The sequence below is a fragment of the Phyllobacterium sp. CCNWLW183 genome (genome assembly GCF_037203775.1).
GTDB lineage: Bacteria > Pseudomonadota > Alphaproteobacteria > Rhizobiales > Rhizobiaceae > Phyllobacterium > Phyllobacterium ifriqiyense.
In genome coordinates this window covers 222,920-246,101 of sequence record NZ_JBBCBN010000001.1, presented here as the reverse complement: position 1 = coordinate 246,101, position 23,182 = coordinate 222,920, and the positions used below count along the sequence as shown (strand labels likewise).

The window sequence follows — 23,182 nt, the reverse complement described above, 5'->3', positions numbered from 1 at the left end:
CGGAAGGCCGTATCGGTTTTCGTGAGATTGCTTTGAGAAGAGGCGATTAGAATGAGCATTACCGCAGCACAAGTAAAAGAACTCCGCGAAATCAGCGGCGCTGGCATGATGGATTGCAAGACAGCCCTGACAGAAACCAATGGTGATATGGAAGCCGCTGTCGACTGGCTGCGTGCGAAGGGTATTTCCAAGGCCGACAAGAAGGCTGGCCGTACCGCTGCCGAAGGTCTGGTTGGCGTGGCAACAAACGGCACCAAGTCGGTTGTTGTAGAAGTGAATTCTGAAACAGACTTCGTTGCCCGCAACGATGCGTTTCAGGATATCGTTCGCAATGTTGCCAGTGTTGCACTGACAACAGACGGTTCGACTGCTGCTGTTTCGGCTGCAACCTATCCTTCAACCGGCAAGTCGATTGTAGACACAATCAAGGACGCTGTCGGCACAATCGGCGAAAACCTTTCATTCCGCCGCTCCACCGCTTTGAGCGTCAGTGAAGGCGTCGTTGCAACATACATTCATAACGCCGTTTCCGACGGCCTCGGCAAGCTCGGCGTTCTTGTTGCTATCGAGACAGCAGGCAATGCAGATGCTGCAAACGCATTTGGCCGCCAGGTTGCGATGCATGTTGCTGCTACTAACCCGCTTGCTTTGACCGCCGCTGAGGTTGATCCGGCAGCAGTTGAACGCGAAAAGGCAGTATTTACCGAGTCTGCTCGTCAGTCCGGCAAGCCAGACAACATCATCGAGAAGATGGTTGAAGGCCGCCTTCGTAAGTTCTACGAAGAAGTCGTACTTCTTTCGCAGGCATTCGTGATCAACCCTGACCTGACTGTCGAAGCTGCATTGAAGGATGCGGAAAAGGCAATCGGCGCGCCAGCAAAGATCACGGCATTTGCACGCTTTGCTCTTGGTGAGGGCATTGAAAAGGAAGAAACAGACTTCGCAGCAGAAGTTGCAGCGGCTGTTAAGAAGTAATATTCAATAGTTGAAATGAAAGGGCATCGCGTGACAACGCGATGCCCTTCGTGTATCCGGAATTCACATTCAATTAGACAAGACCCTGAGGGAGACTCCATGGCTGGTACGGCTGTTTACAAACGCGTTCTGCTGAAAGCCTCCGGTGAAGCTCTGATGGGCGACCAGGGGTTTGGTATTGACGTTGCGGTTGCTGACCGCATTGCCAGCGACATTGCCGAGGCGCGGGCGCTTGGCGTCGAGGTTGGCGTCGTTATCGGCGGCGGGAATATTTTTCGCGGTGTGGCAGTGGCATCCAAAGGCGGCGACCGCGTAACCGGCGACCATATGGGGATGCTTGCAACAGTGATCAATTCGCTGGCGCTGCGCACGTCCCTTGTTAAGCTCGGCATTGATACCGTTGTCCTATCTGCTGTTGCCATGCCGGAGTTCTGCGAGACTTTTTCACAGCGTCTGGCGACTGCCTATATGGATATGGGCAAGGTGGTGATATTCGCCGGTGGCACCGGCAATCCATTCTTCACAACAGATTCCGCCGCTGCGCTTCGCGCTGCTGAAATCAGCGCCGATGCCTTGTTCAAGGGAACGCAGGTCGATGGAATTTATTCGGCCGATCCCAAAAAAGACCCGAATGCTGTGCGATTTGATCGATTGACTCACAAGGATGTCCTGGATCGCGGCCTTGCAGTCATGGACACAACAGCGGTCGCTCTTGCACGCGAGAACAACATTCCAATTATCGTCTATTCAATCCACGAAAAAGGTGGTTTTGCAGAAGTGTTGCAGGGTAAAGGACGCGCAACAGTAGTATCCGATAGCTAACCAGCCTTGCCGCCCAAGAATATAGGAGCATTGAGTATGAGTGATGCACTCGATTTGAACGATCTGAAGCGCCGTATGGATGGTGCCGTGCAAGCGTTGAAACATGATTTGGGCGGACTTCGCACGGGACGTGCTTCTGCCAGCCTGCTCGAACCGATTACTGTTGAGGCTTATGGCTCGCAAATGCCCCTCAATCAGGTTGCCAATATTACTGTGCCAGAATCGCGCATGTTGTCCGTATCCGTTTGGGACAAGTCGATGGTTGGCAAAGTAGAGCGCGCGATCCGCGAATCCGGGCTTGGCCTCAATCCGATTACTGACGGAAACAATTTACGCATTCCTTTGCCTGAGTTGAACGAGCAGCGCCGCAAGGAACTCGTCAAGATTGCTCACCAATATGTCGAGCAGGCAAAAGTGGCAGCACGCCATGTTCGCCGCGATGGAATGGACGAGCTGAAGAAACTCGAAAAAGACGGCGACATCAGTCAGGACGATAACCGTATCTTGTCTGAAAAAGTTCAAAAGCTGACAGATGACACCATCGCTGAGATGGATAAGGTTGTGGCTGTTAAAGAAGCGGAAATTATGCAGGTTTAGAACTATAGCCCGGTTCTAATACTCATAGGAGGTCTACACCCATGTCCAACCCGCGCCACATTGCCATCATCATGGATGGAAATGGCCGTTGGGCGAAGGCGAGAGGCCTTCCGCGCGCTGCAGGACATAAGGCCGGGGTGGAAACGCTGCGCGAGACAATCCGGGCCGCCGGGAAGATGGGTATTCCTTTCCTCACGCTTTTTGCTTTCTCCTCTGAAAACTGGTCGAGACCACGATCGGAAGTTTCCGATCTCATGGGCCTGTTAAAACTATTCATTCGCCGCGATCTGGCGGATTTGCACAGGGAAAATGTTCGCGTTCGAATTATCGGAGAACGCGACGGACTGGCAAAAGACATTTTGGGGCTTTTAAACGAAGCCGAAACATTGACGGAAAAGAACCAGGGCCTGACCTTGGTAATTGCCTTTAACTATGGCTCGCGCAACGAAATTACCCGCGCGGTCAAGAAGCTGGTCGATGACGTTTCAGCCGGCATTATCGCAAGTACAGCAATCACGATGGAGGCGATATCGGCCCGTCTCGATACGGCTGAAATGCCAGATCCGGATCTGATTATCCGGACGAGCGGCGAGATGCGGCTCTCCAATTTCCTGCTCTGGCAGGCAGCTTACTCGGAGTTCATGTTCCTGCCATGCTACTGGCCGGATTTTCGTCCTACGCATTTGTCAGAAGCGATTGAAGTGTTTCAATCGCGTGAACGCCGTTTTGGCGGGGTTACGGCACAGGAAATCGCTCTGTGAAACTTTCCGGCAATGGGCTTTCCAATCTGCAAAAGCGCATCCTTAGTGCGATAGTTCTGGTAGTCGTTGCAATCATTCTTACTTGGGCGGGCGGCTTCGGTTTTGGTCTGCTTGCCAGCGCAATAGCGCTTGGCGTGATGTTTGAGTGGCAGTTAATGTCAAAAGGGCGGATGAGCGGCCTGACCGGCGGATTATCCTGGGTGGTTCTGATCGCCACATTGCTGGCTCTGTTATTCACTCAGCATGTGTTGTCAATGTTTCTCATTCTATTCGTTGGTGCGGCAGTTGTAGCCATGCTGGGCGGGCGCCAATCCGGCTATTGGCCCGCGGCAGGTCTGGTCTATGCAGGATTTCCCGCCATTTCCCTGACATTGTTGCGCGGCGATACTGGTGATGGTTTTGCAGCGATTCTGTTTTTGTTTGCCGTGGTGTGGGCAACGGATATTTTTGCCTACTTCAATGGAAAAGCACTTGGCGGGCCCAAGCTCGCTCCGCGTTTTTCACCCAACAAGACATGGTCGGGAGCGATCGGCGGGACAGCGGCGGGCGTTGCCGCCGGTGTGGCATGCGCCTCGTTCATCACTCCCGGTGGCGGGATGTCTCTGCCCTTCATCGCATTGTTGATCTCGATTATCGCCCAGTTGGGTGATCTTGGTGAATCCTGGATGAAGCGAAAGTTTGGAGCCAAGGACTCAGGTACGTTGATTCCCGGTCACGGTGGCGTGATGGACCGTGTGGATGGGCTTGTAGCTGCCGCTGCATTACTATACGTCATCGGTGCAATTCTGGTAACGCCAGAAACCCCATACGACATACTTTTCTAGACGGCTGAGCTTTCGAAGCCTTTTGGCTTATTCTGTTGCGGGCCCGGAGGATAATTTGACAGATCTGTTGCACACCATATTTGGTACTCAAAGCGTGCTCGTTGGAACAATCGTACCGTTTCTTATCGTTTTAATGGTTGTTGTCTTCGTTCATGAGATGGGACACTATCTGGTGGGCCGGTGGTGCGGTATCGGCGTAAAAGCTTTCTCGATCGGTTTTGGGCCTGAGTTGATAGGCTTTAATGATTCCAGAGGGACGCGCTGGAAGCTTTCGGCTATTCCGCTCGGCGGGTATGTAAAATTTGCCGGTGACGAAGACGTAACCAGTTCTACCGCAGCCGATGTATCGACCATGACGGATGCTGAGCGTGCTGTGGCCTTTCACACTCAACCGGTATGGAAACGTGCCGCAACGGTATTTGCAGGCCCGGCGTTCAATATTTTGCTCACGGTCGCGATTTTCTCGGTGTTTTTTGCGCTCTATGGGAGGATGATTTCCGATCCTATGGTCGCCGAAGTGCGTCCTGGTGGCCCGGCAGCCATTGCCGGTTTCCAGCCGGGAGATCGCTTCGTCAGCGTTGATGGCGAGAAGATCGTGACTTTTGCGGATGTGCAGCGCCATGTCTCGGCAAGGGGCGGGGATGCACTTGATTTTGTGGTCGAACGTGCAGGTAAAGAAGTACATCTGACTGCGACGCCTGAGCTTTCCGAGCAGGAAGACGCGTTGGGCAACAAGGTAAAGGTTGCAGTAATCGGCGTTGTTACCAATTTGCAGGCGGGGAATATTCGTCGCATCGAGTATGGCCCAATCGAATCGGTTGGTCAGGCCGTGCGCGAAAGTGGCTTTATCATTGCCCGCACAGGACAATTCTTCAGCCGTTTTTTCGCAGGTCGCGAAGATAAATGCCAGTTGGGTGGTCCGGTCAAGATTGCGACAATGGCGGGGCAGGCGGCCAGTCAGGGCATTGATTGGCTGATTCAGCTTACTGCCATGCTTTCCATTGGTATCGGGCTGCTTAATCTCTTCCCATTGCCTCCGCTTGATGGAGGGCATCTGGTTTTTTATGCTGCCGAGGCAGTTATAGGCAGGCCCGTAAAACCGGCTGTACAGGAGTTGTTTTTCCGTACAGGGTTCTTCCTTGTGCTCGGATTTATGGGATTCGTCATCTTCAATGATCTGTTCGCTTGCTGATGCGAAAATTAAACATTAGTGAAAATTTGAGGCGTGTTATGGCAAAACGACATGATCTGTTTACTATACGTGCTGAATGGCGTGGCATGGATGCCACTGTTATGTGGGAAGTAAACAGTTTTTAACCGTAAGCCTTGCGTGTATATAAAAACCGGCTATGACGGTGTACGAGTAATGCTTAGTCCGGGATCTCGCCCGGGTATAACGAGAAACGAAGGTTCATAAGGCCTATGGCGGCAAGTTCAAAATTTGTAGGTGCGGCGTCAGCGCTCGCCATTTCAGCGGCACTCGTCAGTTCGGGTGCGATCGTAACAACGGTCGCAGGCGTTGCTACAGCTCAGGCAGCTACTGTCAGCCGTATCGAGGTGCGGGGCAATACACGTGTTGATGCGCAGACTGTGCGCGACAATATCGGTATCACGCCTGGCAAGCCATTCTCCAATGGAGATATCGATGCTGCCACCAAGCGTCTTTTCGCTACTGGCCTGTTCAGCGATGTGCGCATCAGCCAGTCGGGCGGTGCTCTTGTTGTTACCGTCAATGAAAATCAGGTTGTGAACCAGGTTATTTTCCAGGGCAACAAGAAGATCAAAGACCCAGCGCTGCAAAACGCTGTTCAGTTGAAGCCTCGTGCCGCTTTCGATCAGGCAACGCTTGATGCAGATACAGAAGCAGTCCGCGCAGCCTATCGCAATGTTGGCCGCAGCGATGCAACTGTAAATTCGCGTTTGATGGATCTGGGCGAAGGCCGCGTTAATGTTGTCTTCGAAATTAATGAAGGCGACCGTACAAAGATTGCCAAGATCAACTTCGTCGGTAACCAGGCATTCGGCAATCGCCGTCTAAGCGACGTGATTTCGACAAAGAAATCCAACCCATTGTCATGGTTGACCCGTAACGACGTTTACAGCGAAGATCGTCTGCGTGCAGATGAGGAAGCGCTGCGCCGTTTCTATTATAACCGCGGCTATGCTGATTTCCGCGTTGTTTCCTCAACTGCCGATCTCGATCCGGCAACCAATGATTATACAATCAATATCACCGTCGAAGAGGGTGAGAAGTATACGTTTGGCGGCGTGCAGATCGAAAGCTCTGTCGAGGGCGTTGATACTGCGCAATTGAATGGCCTGGTAAAGTCTCGCGAAGGCGACACCTACAGCGCCAAGGATGTTGAAGATTCAATCATTAAGGTTTCCGAAAAGGTTGCCGGTCAAGGTTATGCTTTTGCGAAAGTAGAGCCACGCGGTGATCGTAATTTCGAAAATCACACGATTTCCGTTACTTATGCGATCGATCAGGGCCCTCGCGCCTATGTTGAGCGTATTGAAATCCGCGGCAACGAAAAGACCCGCGATTTCGTTATTCGCCGTGAATTCGATGTGAGCGAAGGCGATGCATTCAATCAGGTTCTCATTCAGCGCGCAAAGCGTCGTCTTGAGCGCCTTGAGTTCTTCCAGACCGTCAATATTTCGACTGCGCCTGGTTCGCAGCCGGATCAGGTAATTCTGGTCGTTGACGTTATTGAGAAGCCGACAGGTGAATTCTCCATCGGTGGTGGTTACACGACCGGCGGTGAAAGCCCAGGGCCTACAGTGGAAGGTTCCATCACGGAGCGTAACTTCCTTGGTCGCGGTCAGTATATTCGTCTTGGCGCCGGTGGCGGTCTCGACAATAATAGAACCTATTCGTTCTCGTTCACAGAGCCCTATTTCTTGGGACAACGCGTTTCTGCCGGCTTTGATATCTTCAAGCGTCAGTCAGGCGTCAAGGACAAGTACGACACAGATTTGACCGGCGGTACAATCCGCTTTGGTCTGCCGATCACGGAAGAGCTGACTGCAGGCGTTGCTTATAATCTTACTCGAGAAGAGTATGAGATTGACGGCGATGCCATGTATGATGATGACGGTAACCCGGATACGCCAAAGGTTTATGACCCATCCGAGATATCCAAGGCATTTGCTGATGCTGCAGAGAAAAGCCCTTGGATCAAGTCATCGGTCAGCTGGTCGCTTACCTACAATACAATTGATGACGTGAAGAACCCGCGCGATGGTATCTATGCGAAGTTCAATCAGGAATATGCCGGTATCGGCGGTGATGCCAACTTCCTGAAGACAACGGTTAAAGCCAGCTATTACAAGACATTGCTTGATGAGTTGGATGTTGTCGGCTTGGTTGGTGTAGGTGCAGGCCACATTGAAGGCTTCGGCGGCGATGATCTGCGCGTGTTCGATACGTTCAAGAACACGCAAGACATGATCCGCGGCTTTAAATATGCCGGTATCGGTCCTCGTGACGCCAATACAGACGACAAGAAGGGTAGCTTCCTTGGTGGTAATACCTACCTGAATGCAAGCGTTGAAACCCAGTTCCCGATACCTGTTATTCCAGAAAGTCTTGGTATTCGTGGTGCATTCTTCGCCGATGCTGCGACCCTGTTCGGTAGTGATTTGAAGGGTAGCGACGGTATCGACGTTGAAGGCGAAAAGATGGAATGGCGTGCATCTGTCGGCGCCAGCATCATGTGGGCATCACCATTCGGTCCGTTGCGCTTCGATTATGCCGTGCCGGTCAAGAAAGTTGATGGCGATCAGGTGCAGAATTTCAACTTCGGCATGTCGAGCAAGTTCTGATAGATTGCTGACCTCCCGGGGGGAGCAAGTTTCCCCGGGGGAGAAAGTTAGTCGATGGCCGATCCGATCTTTTATGAGCCACTGTCAAACGTAACCATTGGTCAGATCGCCGATCTGACCAATGGCGTTCTTGTGGACAGTTCTCTGGCCAACCGGCCAATTTCCCGTTTAGCCTCGCTAAATGATGCCGGTCCTGATGCACTCGTTTTCGTTGAAAGCAGAAAAAGTGCATTGGATTTGAGCGGTCTGAATGCCGCTTGTGTGCTCTGCACCGAAGAAGTCAGACCCAGCATACCAAAAAATGTCGCGATCATTGTCACGCGCCACCCACAGCAGGCATTTGCCGCTATCGGACGTGCGCTTTATCCGAATGCTGTCAATGCGCATTTGTGGAGCGGGCAAACCGGCATTTCATCGCATGCTATTGTTCATGAAACTGCTGAAATTGAAGACGGCGTAACAATTGAACCGGGTGCAATTATCGGCAGTCATGTATCCATTGGCTCCGGCACTGTGATTGGCGCCAATGTGGTCATTGGTAATGGCTGCAAGATTGGACGCGATTGCTATGTTGCCCCAGGTAGTTCCGTTCAATATGCATTTCTCGGCAATCGGGTGCTGCTGCATCCAGGCGTGCGCATCGGACAGGATGGATTCGGCTATGTGCCGGGCAAAGCCGGTCTTGATAAAATGCCCCAACTTGGCCGCGTGATCATTCAGGACAATGTGGAAATTGGCGCAAATACGACCGTAGATCGGGGTGCTTTGGCTGATACTGTCATTGGCGAAGGCACGAAAATCGATAATTTGGTGCAGATTGCCCACAATGTGCAGATCGGCCGCCATTGCGTTATCGCGGCGCAGTGCGGTATTTCCGGCAGCGTCATTCTCGGCGATATGACGCGGCTTGGCGGCAGTGTCGGAATTAAAGATCACGTCACGATTGGGGCGAGTGTTGAGATTGCCGCGGCAAGCGGCGTTATGAATGATATTCCGGACGGTGAGAGATGGGCTGGAGCGCCTGCCCAACCGTTCAAGCAGTGGTTCCGTGAGATTGCCAGCGTTCGCGCCATGACCCGGACCAAGAAGGAGAGCAGTTCAGATGACTGATGCCATAAAAACAGAGAGCCTTGGCGTTGCGGATATCCAGAAACTTCTGGCCAATTTGCCACATCGCTATCCGTTCCTGTTGATCGACCGGATCGTTGATATTGACGCAGACAGATCAGCGACTGGGATCAAGAATGTCAGCATCAACGAGCCGCATTTTGCCGGACATTTTCCGGAACTGCCCATTATGCCCGGTGTGCTGATCATCGAAGCTATGGCCCAGACTGCGGGTGCTATTGTGTTGTTCAACAATGGTAGCGGCAAGCCTGGTCAGGTTTTCTTCATGACCATCGATAATGCCAAGTTCAGAAAGCCGGTTGTACCGGGTGACCAATTGAAATTGCGCGTCACAAAGCTCAAGCAACGCGGCAATATCCATAAATACGCCTGCGTTGCCGAGGTGGACGGATTCAAGGTCGCCGAGGCCGAAGTTGCGGCCATGGTTAGCTTCCCTGTTGAAGAGACCGGGGTTTAATGTCGAGCATTCATCCCACCTCCATCATTGAGCAGGGCGCGGAAATCGGCGAAGGGGTAACCATCGGCCCGTTTTGCCATATTGGTTCCCAAGCCGTTATTGGCGACAATGTTAGTCTTCTCAGCCATATCGTCATTATGGGGCCAACCACGCTCGGAGATGGCTCTAAAGTCTATCCCAATGCGGTGCTTGGCGGCGAGCCCCAGAATACCAAACACAAGGGTGGGCATACCACCCTTGTTATCGGCAAGAACTGCGTTATTCGCGAAGGCGTCACTATGCATCGCGGGACTGATGGGAGCCGCGGCATCACGACAGTCGGCGACAATTGCATGTTTCTGGCTTATTCCCATGTCGCGCATGACTGCATCATCGGCGATAATGTTACGTTTTCAAACAATGTCATGATCGGCGGTCACGTCACTATTGGAAACAATGTGATTATTGGCGGCGGTGCGGGTATTCATCAGTTTGTACGTGTGGGCCATCACGCCTTTATTGGCGGCCTCGCGGCGTTGGCCAGCGATCTCGTGCCTTATGGCATGGCTATCGGTAATCATGCTTATCTTGGTGGTCTTAACATTATCGGAATGAAGCGCTCGGGCATGGCGCGGCCCGAAATCCATAATTTGCGCCATGCCGTGCGCATGTTATTCGATCGGTCGAAATCGATCAAAAATCGTGCCGATGATGTTCGCATCGCATTTCCGGAATCGCCTGCCGTGGCTGATCTCATCGATTTCATCAGCACCGACACAAAGCGCGCCTTCTGTACACCGCCGCTCGATTCTGCAATCGAGATCAGTGACAGTGACGTCAGCTAGAGCGAAGAAATCTCCAGCGCCGATTATTGGCCGCACTGCCATCGTAGCGGGTAATGGCTCTCTGCCGGTCGCAGTTGCAGCCAGTTTGCGAAAGCAAGGCGCGAACCCTTTGATTGTAACAATCAAAGGGGAGGCTGATCCTGAACTTTATGCCGGCGAGCATGCCGAGATATCCATTGTGGAACTTGGCGGGTTGATGAGAATCTTGAAAGCGGAGAACATCACAAATGTTGTTCTTGCTGGTGGTATTCGGCACCGGCCGGAGTTCAGTGCCGCACTTAAGCCCGGAAACGGTAATCTTGTGGCGCTCTATCGGTTTATGCGCGCTTTCAGGCTTGGAGATGATGGGTTGCTCCGGGCTGTCATCTCGACAATTGAATCCTATGGTTTTCGCGTGCTGGGAGCGCACGAAGTCGTGCCTGATATTCTCGCGCCGGCGCCGGGATGCATCACACGTAAGAAACCTACTCAGGAAGGACATGAGAACATCGAAGCCGCGCGTAAAGCAGCGATATTGATTGGTTCTCTGGATATTGGTCAGGCGGCTATTGCCGTAGGCCGGCGCGTCGTGGCGCTGGAGGGCGTCGAAGGGACGGATGCGATGCTGCAGCGTGTGGCCGACCTGCGTGAGGCAAAGCGGATAAACCGCAAAGGTGGTGTCTTGGTCAAATGTGCCAAGCCGCAACAGGAGGTTAGGGCGGATCTCCCTGCTATTGGTGTGAGCACTGTTGAAAACGCGGTGAAGGCCGGTCTCAGCGGAATTGCGGTGGAAGCTGGCCGCACCCTTATACTTTCCTACGAAGATACCCTTGCCGCTGCCAATGCGGCCGGCCTGTTTATCCAGACTTTTGAGCAGGAGAAAAGCTGATGACAGCTCGAAAAACACTGCGTCTGGCTATCATAACCGGTGAGGAGTCCGGTGATCAGTTGGGAGCCGATCTGGTCAGGGCGCTGCGCAAAAATTATGATGGAGAGATTACGCTGACCGGCGTTGGTGGCGACCATCTTTCTGAGCTTGGGCTTGATAGCCTGTTTGACCAGCACGAGATAGCGCTTGTCGGGCTTAGTGCGATCATACGCAAATTGCCTCAGTTGGTTCGCCGGATATCTCAACTTGCTGCCTCAATTGTCGCTGCAAAGCCGGATTGTCTTATCATTATCGACAGTCCCGATTTCACGCACCGCGTGGCACGCAAGGTGAGGGCCGCTGATCCATCCATCCCCATCGTTAATTACATCAGCCCATCCGTATGGGCTTGGCGTCCTGAGCGTGCGAAGGCAATGCGCTCGTACATAGATCACGTTCTGGTTATTTTGCCTTTTGAAGTACAGGCATTAAAGGATCTGGAAGGCCCCCCATCCACCTATGTCGGGCATAGGCTGGTTTCCTATGCGCCGCTGCTGGAAGCAGCCGAAAAAAACCGGGCACGAGATGCGGGACTTGGCGATCGAGATATCAAGAATCTCCTGATTCTGCCGGGTTCGCGAAGGTCAGAAATCGCCAGTCTGATTGATGTATTCGGTGAAACGGCAGGATTGCTGGTGAGCCGGGGCAATCGCATAAATGTCACTATACCGACATTGCCCCGGGTTGAGGCAATGGTTCGTGAATTAACGGCAAACTGGACGGTCCGCCCGAATATTGTTGTTGGTGAAGCCGAGCGGTTGCGCGCTTTTTCCCAAGCAGATGCAGCGCTTGCCGCGTCGGGCACGGTATCGCTTGAATTGGCGTTGGCTCGCATACCAACCGTACTTTCCTATAAGGCGGATTGGCTAGCGCGCACTTTTCTTGCGCCACGTATCAAAATATGGAGCGCCGCGCTTCCCAATATCATAGCCGATGAACCTGCTGTGCCTGAATATTTCAATATATTCGTGCGCGCAGGATCACTTGCCCGCCAAGTTGAGCAATTGCTGATGCCAGGTCTGCGGCGTGACGCTCAGCTTGAGAGTTTCGACAAGATCAGCCGATTGATGCAAACGGATCGGCCTGCCGGCGAAATTGCCGCTGAAAAAGTTCTTGAGCTTGCAAAGCGATAATTGTCGCTCATAACTCAAGAAAAAGGCGCCATCTGGCGCCTTTTTCTTTGTCTTCATTTATTTGCGATTTTCAACGCTCACATAATCACGCTGCGTTGCGCCAGTATAAAGCTGGCGCGGACGGCCAATCTTCTGAAGTGGATCTTCGATCATCTCTTTCCACTGGGCAATCCAGCCAACAGTACGTGCAACAGCAAACAGCACTGTGAACATGGTGGTGGGGAAGCCGAGCGCCTTCAATGTGATCCCGGAATAGAAATCGACGTTTGGATAGAGCTTCTTTTCGATGAAATATTCATCAGTTAGCGCAATCCGCTCAAGCTCCATTGCAACGTCGAGCAAAGGATCATCCTTGATGCCCAGTTCTGCCAGAACCTCACGGGTGGTCTGCTGCATGATCTTGGCACGCGGGTCATAGTTCTTATAGACGCGATGGCCAAAGCCCATCAGGCGGAACGGGTCGTTCTTATCCTTGGCGCGGGCAATATATTCAGGAATACGATCAACAGTGCCAATTTCACCAAGCATGGTCAGCGCAGCCTCGTTGGCTCCGCCATGGGCTGGACCCCAAAGGCAGGCGATGCCCGCTGCGATACAAGCAAACGGATTTGCGCCAGACGAGCCTGCAAGGCGGACTGTAGATGTCGAGGCATTCTGCTCGTGGTCAGCATGCAAAATGAAGATGCGATCCATTGCACGGGCAAGCACGGGATTTGGAACGTAATCTTCGCAAGGCACTGCAAAACACATGTGCAGGAAGTTGGTTGCGAAATCGAGATTGTTCTTCGGGTAAACGAAGGGCTGACCGATATGATATTTATAGGCCATGGCGGCCAGCGTCGGAATTTTTGCAATCATGCGGATCGATGCGACCATGCGCTGATGCGGATCGGAAATATCTGTTGAGTCGTGGTAGAAAGCCGATAGGGCGCCTACGCAGCCGACCATGACTGCCATTGGATGCGCATCGCGGCGGAAGCCGCTGAAAAAGCGCGACATTTGCTCGTGCACCATCGTGTGGCGCGTTACGCGAAAATCAAAATCAGCCTTCTGGCTCTTTGTCGGCAGTTCGCCGTAAAGCAGCAAATAGCAAGCTTCCAGAAAATCGCCATGTTCGGCGAGTTGTTCAATTGGATAGCCGCGATGAAGCAGTACACCCTCGTCGCCATCAATATAGGTAATTTGCGACTCGCAAGACGCTGTCGAGGTGAAGCCCGGATCATACGTGAATGCGCCAGTGTTCTTGTATAGAGTCCCAATGTCTACGACATCCGGTCCGATGGTCCCCTTTTTTATGGGTAAAGCGAATGCGTGACCATTGAGATCGATGTTTACGCTGTTCTCAGACATTGCCGTTCCTTTCTTGCTTTGACTTGCGCTGAACCAGCGCAAAAGCACCTTCCTCAAATGAGGTTATTTCCGTGATTTTTGCAGGCAGTGCACCGTACCCGAAAGGCATAATGTTGCAATGCAAAATTCGATGAAAAGCGCCTCACTATTGCGCTTTTAACTGATCCTCTATCCGACCGAGTGATTCATCCCGGCCCAGCACAGCCAATACGTCAAAAACTCCCGGAGACGTTGCCTTTCCCGTCAGTGCGGCACGTAGTGGCTGAGCGATCTTTCCGAGTTTCAGGCCGGTTTTTTCAGCATGAACACGAACAGCCGCATCAAGAGCTTCGGCGTTCCAATCACTAACTGCAGCCAAATCGGGCAATACGCCTCGAAGGACGGTCAAACCTTCCTCATTGAGCAGGGTGGAGGCTTTTTCGTCAAGCGGGAGCGGTCGTTCAGCAAACAGATATTTGGCACTGTCGGCAAGTTCCACAAGTGTCTTGGCGCGCTCTTTCAAGCCGGGCATGGCGGCGAGAAGCTGTGCCCTGGTTGTATCATTCAAGCGGGAAATTATGTCAGCCCCACCTTCGATCTCCGGCAAAACGTCGATCATGGCCTTTACCAGATCGGCATCGCTGGAAATTCGCATATAGTGACCGTTAATCGCCTCGAGTTTCTGAAAATCAAAGCGTGATGCGCCGCGATTAATGTCGGATATTTCGAACCATTCGATCATTTGCGCATCGGACATGATCTCGTCATCGCCGTGGCTCCAGCCTAACCGTACGAGATAGTTCCGCAGAGCTGCTGGCAAATATCCCATGGCACGATAGGCTTCAACGCCGAGCGCACCGTGGCGCTTGGAGAGTTTTGCACCGTCTGCGCCATGGATGAGCGGGATATGGCCCATGACAGGCACGGCCCAGTCCATTGCGTTATAAATAACAGTTTGCCGTGCCGCATTGGTCAAATGATCATCGCCACGGATAATGTGCGTGACGCCCATATCGTGATCGTCGACGACGACCGCATGCATATAGGTCGGGTTGCCATCCGAGCGAAGGATAATGAAATCATCAAGGTCTTTATTGGGAAAGCGCACATCGCCTTGCACCTGATCGCGCACCAAGGTTTCACCCTCTTGGGGTGCTTTGATACGAATGACAGGCTTCACGCCAGCAGGGGCTTCCTTCGGATCGCGGTCGCGCCAACGGCCATCATAGCGGGGCGGGCGGCCTTCGGCACGGGCCTTTTCACGCATTTCCTCCAGTTCGGCCTGTGATGCATAGCAATAATAGGCTTTGCCTTTGGTAACCAGTTCTTCAGCTACGTCGCGATGGCGCGGAGCACGATCAAATTGGGAGACAACCTCGCCATCCCAATCAAGACCAAGCCATTTCAATCCATCAAGTATGGCGGTTACAGCTGCTTCGGACGAACGCTCGCGATCGGTATCCTCAATGCGCAATAACATTTTCCCGCCAGTATGCTTGGCATAAAGCCAGTTAAACAGGGCTGTACGGGCGCCGCCAATGTGCAGAAAGCCGGTGGGCGAGGGAGCGAAACGGGTAACGACAGAAGATGACATAGGGTCTCCAGGGCAGTTCGGGCTATTAGTCGAACGTCCAATCGAATTGATTTGGCGTTGATGTACCATAGCGGTGCTGTCGTGCAAGGGCATTGGCAGAAATGGGGATCAATGGCCGAACCGTCAACCGACGAGAAAACGAGCGAAAGGCTTTTCTGGTTTCAATCGGAAAGTCTTGGACAGCCGCTTGTCAAAACGTCTGGCACCGGAACGATCGATCATTATGGCGTTGGCTCGAATGACCGCGTCGCCGTATTCAAACGGTCAGTCGAAGGTAAGCTGCAAGCCATTGCCCATGGAATTCCGGCGGCAATCAACGACGAGATTGCGCGAGGCGCGAAATTCTTGTTTTTGCCGGTGTTCGCTGGAACTGGAGCTATCCTTTATTTCGGCGCAAGCGGAGAGCCAAGACTAAGTCCGATGATCCTGGGAATCACGCTGCTTGTCGTATTTTATCTGCTGGCACACAACAGACCTTCGATAAGGATGGTCTGTCTCGGCTTCATGGCAATCACGGCGGGCATGGTTTGCGCAAAGCTGGAAACCAACAGAGCAGCGACGCCTATGCTTGGGTCTGAAGTGACGACCCGGGTGACGGGGCGTATTTCAGCATTGGCAAAGGATGCAAACGGAGGATGGCGGGTGATCCTTGACGTCATAGGCACCGAACGTCCTTCATTGCGTTATGGACCGGAGCGTATTGCGGTTTCTGCACGTCATTTGCCGCGAGATTTGAGCATTGGCGATGGACTCAAAGCACTGGTCCATCTGCGTCCGCAATCGGGCCCGGTTCGGCCAGCCAATTATGATTTTGCCTTTAACAATTATTATCGCGGCATTGGAGCCAACGGCTTTTTGCTGGGCCTGCCTCAAAAAGCCGATGTCGCGCCAAAGGCCGGAATAGCAGCAGCGGCATTCCTGACAATTAGCAATATTCGCCAGCAACTCACCCATCGCATATTGAAAAGCATTAAAGGGGAGCCGGGCGATATTGCGACATCGCTGGTGACAGGGCAGCGCGACGGCATAAGCGAGGAGACCAACAATGCCATGCGCCGCAGCGGCTTGTCACATATTTTGTCCATATCCGGCTTCCATATGGCATTGGTGGCTGCAATCAGCATAGGTTCGCTGCGCGCTGTATTCGCATTCTTTCCAAGTGCATCGGCCCGCTATCCCGTCAAGAAACTCGCGGCTGTCATCGCCCTGTTTGGCTCGGCATTCTATCTTCTGCTTTCAGGCGCCGACGTTGCCGCACAACGCAGCTTTGTGATGCTGGCAGTCATGTTGCTTGCAATGACCGTTGATCGCGCGGCGATATCGATGCGTAATCTCGCAATTGCCGCCTCAATTACAATTGCGGTTTCACCACATGAAATTCTCGGACCAAGTTTCCAGATGTCCTATTCAGCAACTGCTGCCCTTATAGCTTTCTATGGCTGGTGGTCACGCTACCATTTGAGACGAGGCCTACGGAAACAGACAAGTGCCAAGGCCGGCATATGGCTGTTTCCATCAAAAGCAACGGCCTATATTGGCGGCATTGCCATGACCTCGCTGGTTGCTGGCGGAGCCAGCTCGATCTTTGCTGCCTATCATTTCAATAATACCGCTCCTTTTGGCCTTGTCGGAAATGCCTTGGCGCTACCAATTGTCTCAATTCTCGTGATGCCCTTCGCAGTGCTTGGCCTGCTCGCCATGCCTTTTGACCTCGATTGGCTTCCGTTTAAAATCATGGGATGGGGCATCGAGATTGTTATCGCCATAGCAAAAGCCGTGGCGTCGCATTCACCAAGTGGAAATCTTGGGCTGATGTCCGAAACTTCGCTTATTCTTATGGCGATAGGGCTTTTGCTTCTTCTATTTCTTTCAACGTGGTTGCGCCTGCTTGCCTTGCCATTGGTAGCATTGGCAATTGGTTTGACGGGACGGGCATCCTATCCTGCGATTATGGTCTCAGAAGACGGAAAACTGGTCGCGTTAAGAACGGACGACGACCATCTGGCGATCAATAAACAAGCAGGCAGCGCCTTCAGCCTCGATAATTGGCAGTTGGGGTATAGGGCCGGGCAGATTATTAAGCCGGCAATGAAAGGCGATGTTGCAAGCGGCGTTCAGTTCGAATGTAACAATAAGCTTTGCACTGCCCGGGAGCCGGGAGGATTAATCGTTGCCTATACCGATGATGCAACAAGAACAGCAGATGCATGCCTAGAAGGGGATATCATCATTTTGGCTTTTGCCGCGAGGGCTGCAAATTGTCCAAATGCTGGAAAATTGTTGCTTTCATCGCAAATGCTGGCGCTCAAAGGCGCTGCGGAGATCAGGTTTGATGCTCCACAATCTGACTCTGTCGAAGCCGATTCCACACCAGTTGGCACCGATTTGGCAAAACAAGAGCTTTCTCAACGCCTGAATTCGGTTGATATAAAATATGCGATTGGCACGCCCAACCGCCCTTGGAATAATTACCGCATCTATTCCCGCGCCGCGCGCAATCTTGAAGAGCGGCAACTATCCAAGAAACCACCGGATACAGGCAAGAAAATGTAGTTCGGCGTTTATGGTAGTCCTAAACATTTTTCGCTAGCTGCCATTCTGTGGCTGTTCGAATGGAGCCTACGAACAAAAGCACACCGTCCAGCGAAGCGTAAACGCCATCAATATCTGCGTATCAGACCGACCAGCTTGCCCTGTACCTGAACGCGGTCCGGTCCAAAGATGCGGGTTTCATAGGCGGGGTTTGCTGCTTCGAGAGCAATGGATGCACCTTTTCGGCGAAAACGCTTCAACGTTGCTTCTTCATCATCCACGAGTGCCACAACGATTTCACCGGGGCTCGCGGTATCTCCGCGCTTGATAACAACAGTGTCGCCGTCAAAAATACCCGCTTCGATCATGGAGTCACCTTTGACCTCAAGCGCATAATGCTCACCGCTGCCGATCATATCGGGCGGGAGATTGAGCATGTGAGTCTGGTTTTGAATTGCAGCGATCGGCACACCGGCAGCGATACGTCCCATAACAGGAATGCTGATCATGTTGGCAGCAACAATATCGGCAGTGCTTGCTTGCGGGCGAGGCGGCGCAACATTTCGTCCCAAACTGCCTTCAATAACGCTCGGAGAAAATTTGCGTTGCGCGTTCAGACCCGGCGCAATCGAGTCGGGCAGGCGAAGCACTTCCAGCGCCCGTGCCCTATTTGCTAGCCGACGAATAAATCCTCGCTCCTCCAGTGCGGTAATCAGGCGATGAATGCCGGATTTGGATGCGAGATCAAGTGCGTCCTTCATTTCATCAAAAGAAGGGGGAATGCCCGTTTCCTTCAACCGTTCATGTATGAAGAGCAGAAGTTCATGTTGTTTGCGCGTCAGCATAGGGGCGATCCTTAAGTGTGGAATCGGAAAAACAAAACCAGAACAAACACTATATGTTCCAGTTGTGTTCCACAAGGATTAATATCTGGTATAAACCAGCCCTATATGCCCAATTACTCTGAAAATCAGATGGAATGACGCAAAATATGGGCCTATCCGCCTATCGGAGGACCGCTCGACTGGCGTACTGTGAGTTCCACGGGCCATAATTCATGAATATTGTCCACGGGTTCGCCATCAAGGACGCGCACGAGCATTTCAGCGATTCTCGTGGCGGCGGAGCGCATTGATGATCGTGTGGTGGTCATGGATGGAACCATGTTGCTGGCATTGAGATATGGAAAGACATCGTCATGGGTGATGAGCGATACTTGTTTGCCCAACTGATAACCCTTGTTGCGAACTGCACGTGACACGCCCAAAGCGGTCATCATTGATCCTGCAATGATTGCTGTCGGTTGCGGAGTGCATGAAAGCAGCCGTTGCGTTTCACGAAAGCCGATTTCATCAGAGAAGTAGTCGTGTACGATGAAGCGCGGGTCGATTTCGACGCCGCGTTCGCTTAGCGCTTGGCGATATCCGAGCTCGCGATGCTCAGAGAACGTAAACCCTCTTAACCCGTCAATCATGGCTATATGCCGATGTCCAAGGTCGAGGAGGTGGCTTGCGGCCTGATAGAATGCGCCCTGATTGTCGATATCCAGCCAGGCATGGGGCCTGTCTATGTTCGTACGGCCATGCAGAACAAAAGGAAAGTTTGCATCGATCAGCATGGATACGCGCTCATCGACCAAAACAGGCCCGGAGACGATGATCGCATCAACCCGTTTGCTCGAAATCAGGCGCTTATAAACCGAAATCTCGTCATTATCGACAATGGGACTGAGCAGAAAATCAATCTCGTCCCGGGAAAGGCGCTCCGCCAAACCGGCAAGAAATTCCGCGGTATGAGGCCCAAATCGCTGGCTGGAATCTGCGGGGATAACCAGACCGATAGCACCGACACGGCCCATGGCAAGCCGCCGGGCATTTGCATTCGCACTATAGCCAAATTTCAATGCCGCTTTATTGACGCGCTCGCGCGTAGCCTCATTCACTTCCGGATAACCGTTCAGCGCGCGGCTAACGGTCGTCTGGGAGAGGTTGAGCTTTTCAGCGAGTTCTTTCAGCTTCATGCCGGACGGTCCAAAACTGTATTCCTATCTGCGTCGTTAGATGTCTTTGCCTTCGTAATATAATCATACTTCAAAGCGCTTTAAATGATCTGCACAATTTTATTTGCCTGATTAATGGCGTTCATAAACTATTTATTGACATTCGTTTTGCGTTTTGACACCTTTTATCCAAAGCGCTTTGGATAGGTTAATTTCACTATCTGATGTGCTTGAGGAGGATCGTCAATTGGGGATTGAGTGCCGTCCGGCATGGGTTGATCCATCAAATATTTCTGGGAGGATTTATGAAAAAGAGTTCAGTTTTGGCGGGCATCCTGCTTACAGCGCTGTTGTCTTCAGGTGCCTATGCAGCCAATCTTTCTATTGTTTACAGCTCGACCGGCAATGAAAATGCCGAATTGCGCAAGCAGCTTGACCGCTTTGAAAAAGAAACAGGCAACAAGGTTTCCATTGTGGCGATGCCATCAAGCAGTTCTGACAATTTCGGTCAGTATCGCCTTTGGCTTGCAGCCGGAAACTCGGATATCGATGTCTATAAGACCGATGTGGTTTGGGCGCCTCAGCTATCAGAGCAATTTCTCGATCTGACCGAAGCGGCAAAAGGCGTGGTCGACCAGCATTTCCCGTCGATCATTGAAAGCCAGACAGTGGACGGCAAATTGGTTGCCCTGCCATTATACACAGATGCGCCAGCACTTTATTATCGCAAGGATCTGCTCGAAAAGTACAAGAAGCCGGTTCCCAAGACATGGGATGAGATGGCTGCGACCGCCAAGGAAGTGCAGGATGGCGAGCGCCAAGCCGGAAACAAGGGAATGTTCGGATTTGTGTTTCAGGGAAATGCCTATGAGGGTTTAACCTGTAATGCATTGGAATGGATAAAATCATCCGGCGGCGGCCAGATTGTTGAGGCTGACGGTACGATCTCGGTCAATAATCCGGAGGCGGTTGCTGCGATTGATCGTGCCAAAGGCTGGATAGACACCATATCGCCAAAGGGTGCGCTGGCCTATAAGGAAGAAGAGTCCCGCGGGGTCTGGCAGACAGGCAATTCCGTCTTCATGAGGAATTGGCCTTACGCTTATTCATTGAGCCAAGGCGCTGACAGCGCCGTCAAAGGTAAGTTCGATGTTGCGCCGCTGCCCGTGGGAAAAGAGGGCGAGAAATCTGCCGCAACGCTGGGCGGTTGGAATGTGGCTGTTTCAAAATATTCCAAATCACCGGATGAGGCCATAAAGCTTGCTTTGTTCCTGGCAGATGAAAAGCAGCAAAAGGAAATGGCAATCAATATTTCTCATTTGCCGACCATCAAATCGCTCTACGATGACAAGGATATCGCTGCGGCGCAGCCTTTGATCCCATTGTGGAAGCCGGTTTTTGAAACGGCTGTTCCACGACCGTCTGCTCCGACAAAGGTCAAGTATAACGAAGTCTCCTCAATGTTCTGGAGTGCTGTTCACGACACATTGTCCGGAAATGGCACGGCCGCTGAAAACATTGAAGTACTTGAAGCCAAGATCGCCGAGCTTCAGGGAGGTAGCTGGTAGTTTTCTGCCAGCATAAGGGCACGGTGCGAGCGGTTGGAAGCCTCCTGACAATCCGCTCGCACCGACTGCCTGAGTTCACATCCCGATGTTTTTCCTGGGCAGGAATTCAAACATGACCTCAACAGCATTGCGATCAGATCTGTTACGCCAGCGATCCCGCTCGGCTCAGCTTTTCCTCATACCGATGATCATTGCTTTGGCAATCGTGGCTGGCTGGCCATTGATCCGAACCATCTATTTTTCCTTCACCGATGCTTCGCTCACAAATATGGGGGAAGCTAAATGGGTGGGATTCAAGAACTATCTTTCATGGGTCCAGCTGAAAAGTGGGCGCACGCTTTATTCCGGCCTGCTCGTCGATCCAGCATGGTGGAATGCAGTCTGGAACACAGTACGCTTTGCTGTCATTTCGGTGGCGCTTGAAGCCTTTTTCGGAATGATTATCGCCCTCGTGCTGAACGCCGAATTCAAGGGCAGGGGCATTGTCCGCGCAGCAATTCTTATCCCTTGGGCGATACCGACTATCGTCTCTGCCCGCATGTGGGGCTGGATGCTGAACGATCAGTTCGGCATTCTCAATGACCTTTTCATGCGCCTTGGCTTTATCGACAATCCAATTGCATGGACCGCAAGTTCCGATACGGCAATGATCGCCGTGTTGATCGTGGATGTATGGAAGACCACACCTTTTATGGCGCTTCTGATCCTTGCAGGTCTGCAAATGGTTCCGAACGATGTTTACGAGGCTGCAAAGATTGACGGCGTCCATCCTGTAAAGCAGTTCTTCCGTATAACGCTTCCTCTCGTCAAACCGGCGCTGATGGTCGCAATCATCTTCCGGCTGCTTGATGCCATGCGTATTTTTGACCTGATTTATGTCCTGACGCCAAACAGTGCTCAGACGAAAACCATGTCGGTGCTGGCCCGCGAAAATCTCATTGAATTCGACAAGTTTGCCTATGGCTCGGCGCAATCGACGCTGCTTTTCGTCGTTATTGCTCTCATGACCATTGTCGCAATCTGGGTCGGCCGAGTTCGGCTGGATGGAGGAGATCGCTGATGCCCGTAGCTATCAAGAATACAGCATTTTATGCGCTTGTGGTGCTCATTGTCCTGTTTGCGGTGTTCCCATTTTACTACGCGATCATCACGAGCTTCAAAACGGGCAGTGCGCTTTTCACGATTGAATATTGGCCGACGTCATTTTCCCTGGCCAATTATGTCAGTGTTATCGAAGCGGGCAGCTTTCCCCGCAATCTTCTGAATTCGCTTATTGTCTCCGGCCTCGTTGTAGCCTTGTCGCTGCTTATGGCGGTTACGGCAGCCTTCGCTCTGGCGCGTGTGCGGTTTCGCGGCCGCTCACTCCTCTTGCTGACAATTCTTTCGGTTTCCATGTTTCCGCAGATTGCAGTGCTGGCGGGGCTGTTCGAGGTTATCCGTTTCCTCGGGCTTTATAATACATTGTGGGGCCTGATCTTCTCGTACACGATCTTCACATTGCCTTTTACCGTGTGGGTGCTCACTACATTCATGCGCGATCTGCCAATTGAAATCGAGGAGGCGGCTATTGTTGATGGTGCCACGCCTTGGGTGATCATCACCAAAGTATTCCTGCCGCTCATGTGGCCAGCGCTGGTAACAACAGGCCTTCTGGCATTCATCGCTGCATGGAATGAGTTTCTGTTTGCCTTGACGTTTACATCGTCCACGGAAACGCGAACGGTTCCCGTCATCATTGCACTTCTATCCGGCGCCAGCGCTCACGAGGTACCGTGGGGTCTGATCATGGCTGCGTCCGTCATCGTGACGGTACCGCTGGTGGTTCTAGTGCTTATTTTCCAACGCAAGATCATTTCCGGTCTCACCGCCGGCGGCGTCAAAGGCTAGAGCCTTGCGCTCAGGGG

19 protein-coding genes and 1 pseudogene are annotated in these 23,182 nt (G+C 52.3%); 16 read left to right on the top strand and 4 right to left on the bottom strand.

Annotated features, from left to right (window positions below; all coding sequences use genetic code 11):
- Positions 1-51: 51 nt before the first annotated feature.
- The 12 genes and pseudogenes from tsf to lpxB all read left to right on the top strand — a co-directional run bounded on the left by tsf (position 52) and on the right by lpxB (position 12,256).
- Positions 52-975 (top strand): translation elongation factor Ts, encoded by a 924-nt coding sequence (gene tsf / locus V9K95_RS01235; RefSeq protein ID WP_115053008.1) that lies wholly within the window; start codon positions 52-54, stop codon positions 973-975.
- A gap of 99 nt (positions 976-1,074) precedes the next feature.
- A complete protein-coding gene (gene pyrH, locus V9K95_RS01230) occupies positions 1,075-1,797 on the top strand; it encodes a UMP kinase (RefSeq protein WP_115053009.1) in 723 nt (240 codons plus the stop codon).
- Positions 1,798-1,833: 36 nt separating this feature from the next.
- Complete coding sequence (gene frr / locus V9K95_RS01225; protein ID WP_115053010.1) at positions 1,834-2,394, top strand: ribosome recycling factor; 561 nt, start codon at positions 1,834-1,836, stop codon at positions 2,392-2,394.
- Positions 2,395-2,426: 32 nt separating this feature from the next.
- Positions 2,427-3,155, top strand: a pseudogene (locus V9K95_RS01220) (isoprenyl transferase); the annotation flags it as partial.
- Positions 3,152-3,979, top strand: coding sequence for a phosphatidate cytidylyltransferase (locus tag V9K95_RS01215; RefSeq protein WP_336440063.1), 828 nt, complete (start codon positions 3,152-3,154; stop codon positions 3,977-3,979). The pseudogene V9K95_RS01220 and the gene V9K95_RS01215, both read left to right, overlap by 4 nt.
- 55 nt (positions 3,980-4,034) lie before the next feature.
- Entirely contained in the window at positions 4,035-5,171 is a 1,137-nt protein-coding gene (gene rseP, locus V9K95_RS01210; RefSeq protein ID WP_336440064.1) for an RIP metalloprotease RseP, read from the top strand.
- Between the two features lie 230 nt (positions 5,172-5,401).
- The gene (gene bamA, locus V9K95_RS01205) at positions 5,402-7,807 is read left to right on the top strand and encodes an outer membrane protein assembly factor BamA (protein WP_115053014.1); all 2,406 of its coding nucleotides are present in this window, start codon (positions 5,402-5,404) and stop codon (positions 7,805-7,807) included.
- 54 nt (positions 7,808-7,861) lie between these two features.
- Positions 7,862-8,917, top strand: coding sequence for a UDP-3-O-(3-hydroxymyristoyl)glucosamine N-acyltransferase (gene lpxD / locus V9K95_RS01200; protein WP_336440065.1), 1,056 nt, complete (start codon positions 7,862-7,864; stop codon positions 8,915-8,917).
- Positions 8,910-9,392 carry a 3-hydroxyacyl-ACP dehydratase FabZ gene (gene fabZ / locus V9K95_RS01195; RefSeq protein WP_115053016.1) on the top strand — a complete coding sequence of 161 codons (483 nt, stop codon included), beginning with the start codon at positions 8,910-8,912 and terminating at the stop codon, positions 9,390-9,392. Before lpxD ends, fabZ begins: the two co-directional genes overlap by 8 nt.
- Positions 9,392-10,216: an acyl-ACP--UDP-N-acetylglucosamine O-acyltransferase gene (gene lpxA / locus V9K95_RS01190; RefSeq protein ID WP_336440066.1), complete on the top strand. Its 825-nt coding sequence runs from the start codon at positions 9,392-9,394 to the stop codon at positions 10,214-10,216. The genes fabZ and lpxA overlap by 1 nt, the downstream gene beginning before the upstream one ends.
- Positions 10,197-11,084 carry an LpxI family protein gene (locus V9K95_RS01185; RefSeq protein ID WP_442958526.1) on the top strand — a complete coding sequence of 296 codons (888 nt, stop codon included), beginning with the start codon at positions 10,197-10,199 and terminating at the stop codon, positions 11,082-11,084. Before lpxA ends, V9K95_RS01185 begins: the two co-directional genes overlap by 20 nt.
- Positions 11,081-12,256 (top strand): lipid-A-disaccharide synthase, encoded by a 1,176-nt coding sequence (gene lpxB / locus V9K95_RS01180; RefSeq protein ID WP_442958538.1) that lies wholly within the window; start codon positions 11,081-11,083, stop codon positions 12,254-12,256. Before V9K95_RS01185 ends, lpxB begins: the two co-directional genes overlap by 4 nt.
- A gap of 57 nt (positions 12,257-12,313) precedes the next feature.
- Here lpxB and gltA read toward each other — a convergent pair whose 3' ends face one another.
- Both gltA and gltX read right to left on the bottom strand, forming a co-directional pair.
- The gene (gene gltA / locus V9K95_RS01175) at positions 12,314-13,606 is read right to left on the bottom strand and encodes a citrate synthase (protein WP_115053020.1); all 1,293 of its coding nucleotides are present in this window, start codon (positions 13,604-13,606) and stop codon (positions 12,314-12,316) included.
- Positions 13,607-13,751: 145 nt separating this feature from the next.
- Positions 13,752-15,179 carry a glutamate--tRNA ligase gene (gltX, locus tag V9K95_RS01170; protein WP_115053021.1) on the bottom strand — a complete coding sequence of 476 codons (1,428 nt, stop codon included), beginning with the start codon at positions 15,177-15,179 and terminating at the stop codon, positions 13,752-13,754.
- A 111-nt stretch (positions 15,180-15,290) separates the two neighbouring features.
- On the opposite strand from gltX, the gene V9K95_RS01165 reads away from it, so the two are divergent.
- Positions 15,291-17,732 carry a ComEC/Rec2 family competence protein gene (locus V9K95_RS01165; protein WP_336440069.1) on the top strand — a complete coding sequence of 814 codons (2,442 nt, stop codon included), beginning with the start codon at positions 15,291-15,293 and terminating at the stop codon, positions 17,730-17,732.
- Positions 17,733-17,839: 107 nt separating this feature from the next.
- On the opposite strand, the gene lexA is transcribed toward V9K95_RS01165, so the two are convergent.
- Together lexA and V9K95_RS01155 are read right to left on the bottom strand one after the other, a co-directional pair.
- Complete coding sequence (gene lexA / locus V9K95_RS01160) at positions 17,840-18,556, bottom strand: transcriptional repressor LexA (RefSeq protein ID WP_115053023.1); 717 nt, start codon at positions 18,554-18,556, stop codon at positions 17,840-17,842.
- A gap of 152 nt (positions 18,557-18,708) precedes the next feature.
- Positions 18,709-19,731 (bottom strand): substrate-binding domain-containing protein, encoded by a 1,023-nt coding sequence (locus V9K95_RS01155; protein WP_336440070.1) that lies wholly within the window; start codon positions 19,729-19,731, stop codon positions 18,709-18,711.
- Between the two features lie 284 nt (positions 19,732-20,015).
- Here V9K95_RS01155 and V9K95_RS01150 point away from each other — a divergent pair, with 284 nt between their 5' ends.
- The 3 genes from V9K95_RS01150 to V9K95_RS01140 all read left to right on the top strand — a co-directional run bounded on the left by V9K95_RS01150 (position 20,016) and on the right by V9K95_RS01140 (position 23,165).
- On the top strand, positions 20,016-21,278 hold the full coding sequence (locus tag V9K95_RS01150; protein WP_115053025.1) for an ABC transporter substrate-binding protein: 1,263 nt from the start codon (positions 20,016-20,018) through the stop codon (positions 21,276-21,278).
- Positions 21,279-21,390: 112 nt separating this feature from the next.
- Positions 21,391-22,338, top strand: coding sequence for a carbohydrate ABC transporter permease (locus V9K95_RS01145; RefSeq protein ID WP_115053026.1), 948 nt, complete (start codon positions 21,391-21,393; stop codon positions 22,336-22,338).
- Positions 22,338-23,165 (top strand): carbohydrate ABC transporter permease, encoded by an 828-nt coding sequence (locus V9K95_RS01140; RefSeq protein WP_307285152.1) that lies wholly within the window; start codon positions 22,338-22,340, stop codon positions 23,163-23,165. Before V9K95_RS01145 ends, V9K95_RS01140 begins: the two co-directional genes overlap by 1 nt.
- Positions 23,166-23,182 lie beyond the last annotated feature (17 nt).

Excerpts from the sequence above, each read along its gene's own strand:
- V9K95_RS01165 (WP_336440069.1), top strand. The coding sequence starts at position 15,291 with ATGGCCGAACCGTCAACCGACGAGAAAACGAGCGAAAGGCTTTTCTGG.
- lpxA (WP_336440066.1), top strand. The coding sequence starts at position 9,392 with ATGTCGAGCATTCATCCCACCTCCATCATTGAGCAGGGCGCGGAAATC.
- lexA (WP_115053023.1), bottom strand. The coding sequence starts at position 18,556 with ATGCTGACGCGCAAACAACATGAACTTCTGCTCTTCATACATGAACGG.
- pyrH (WP_115053009.1), top strand. The coding sequence starts at position 1,075 with ATGGCTGGTACGGCTGTTTACAAACGCGTTCTGCTGAAAGCCTCCGGT.
- frr (WP_115053010.1), top strand. The coding sequence starts at position 1,834 with ATGAGTGATGCACTCGATTTGAACGATCTGAAGCGCCGTATGGATGGT.
- gltX (WP_115053021.1), bottom strand. The coding sequence starts at position 15,179 with ATGTCATCTTCTGTCGTTACCCGTTTCGCTCCCTCGCCCACCGGCTTT.
- fabZ (WP_115053016.1), top strand. The coding sequence starts at position 8,910 with ATGACTGATGCCATAAAAACAGAGAGCCTTGGCGTTGCGGATATCCAG.
- tsf (WP_115053008.1), top strand. The coding sequence starts at position 52 with ATGAGCATTACCGCAGCACAAGTAAAAGAACTCCGCGAAATCAGCGGC.
- lpxD (WP_336440065.1), top strand. The coding sequence starts at position 7,862 with ATGGCCGATCCGATCTTTTATGAGCCACTGTCAAACGTAACCATTGGT.
- bamA (WP_115053014.1), top strand. The coding sequence starts at position 5,402 with ATGGCGGCAAGTTCAAAATTTGTAGGTGCGGCGTCAGCGCTCGCCATT.
- V9K95_RS01155 (WP_336440070.1), bottom strand. The coding sequence starts at position 19,731 with ATGAAGCTGAAAGAACTCGCTGAAAAGCTCAACCTCTCCCAGACGACC.
- V9K95_RS01145 (WP_115053026.1), top strand. The coding sequence starts at position 21,391 with ATGACCTCAACAGCATTGCGATCAGATCTGTTACGCCAGCGATCCCGC.
- V9K95_RS01140 (WP_307285152.1), top strand. The coding sequence starts at position 22,338 with ATGCCCGTAGCTATCAAGAATACAGCATTTTATGCGCTTGTGGTGCTC.
- gltA (WP_115053020.1), bottom strand. The coding sequence starts at position 13,606 with ATGTCTGAGAACAGCGTAAACATCGATCTCAATGGTCACGCATTCGCT.
- V9K95_RS01150 (WP_115053025.1), top strand. The coding sequence starts at position 20,016 with ATGAAAAAGAGTTCAGTTTTGGCGGGCATCCTGCTTACAGCGCTGTTG.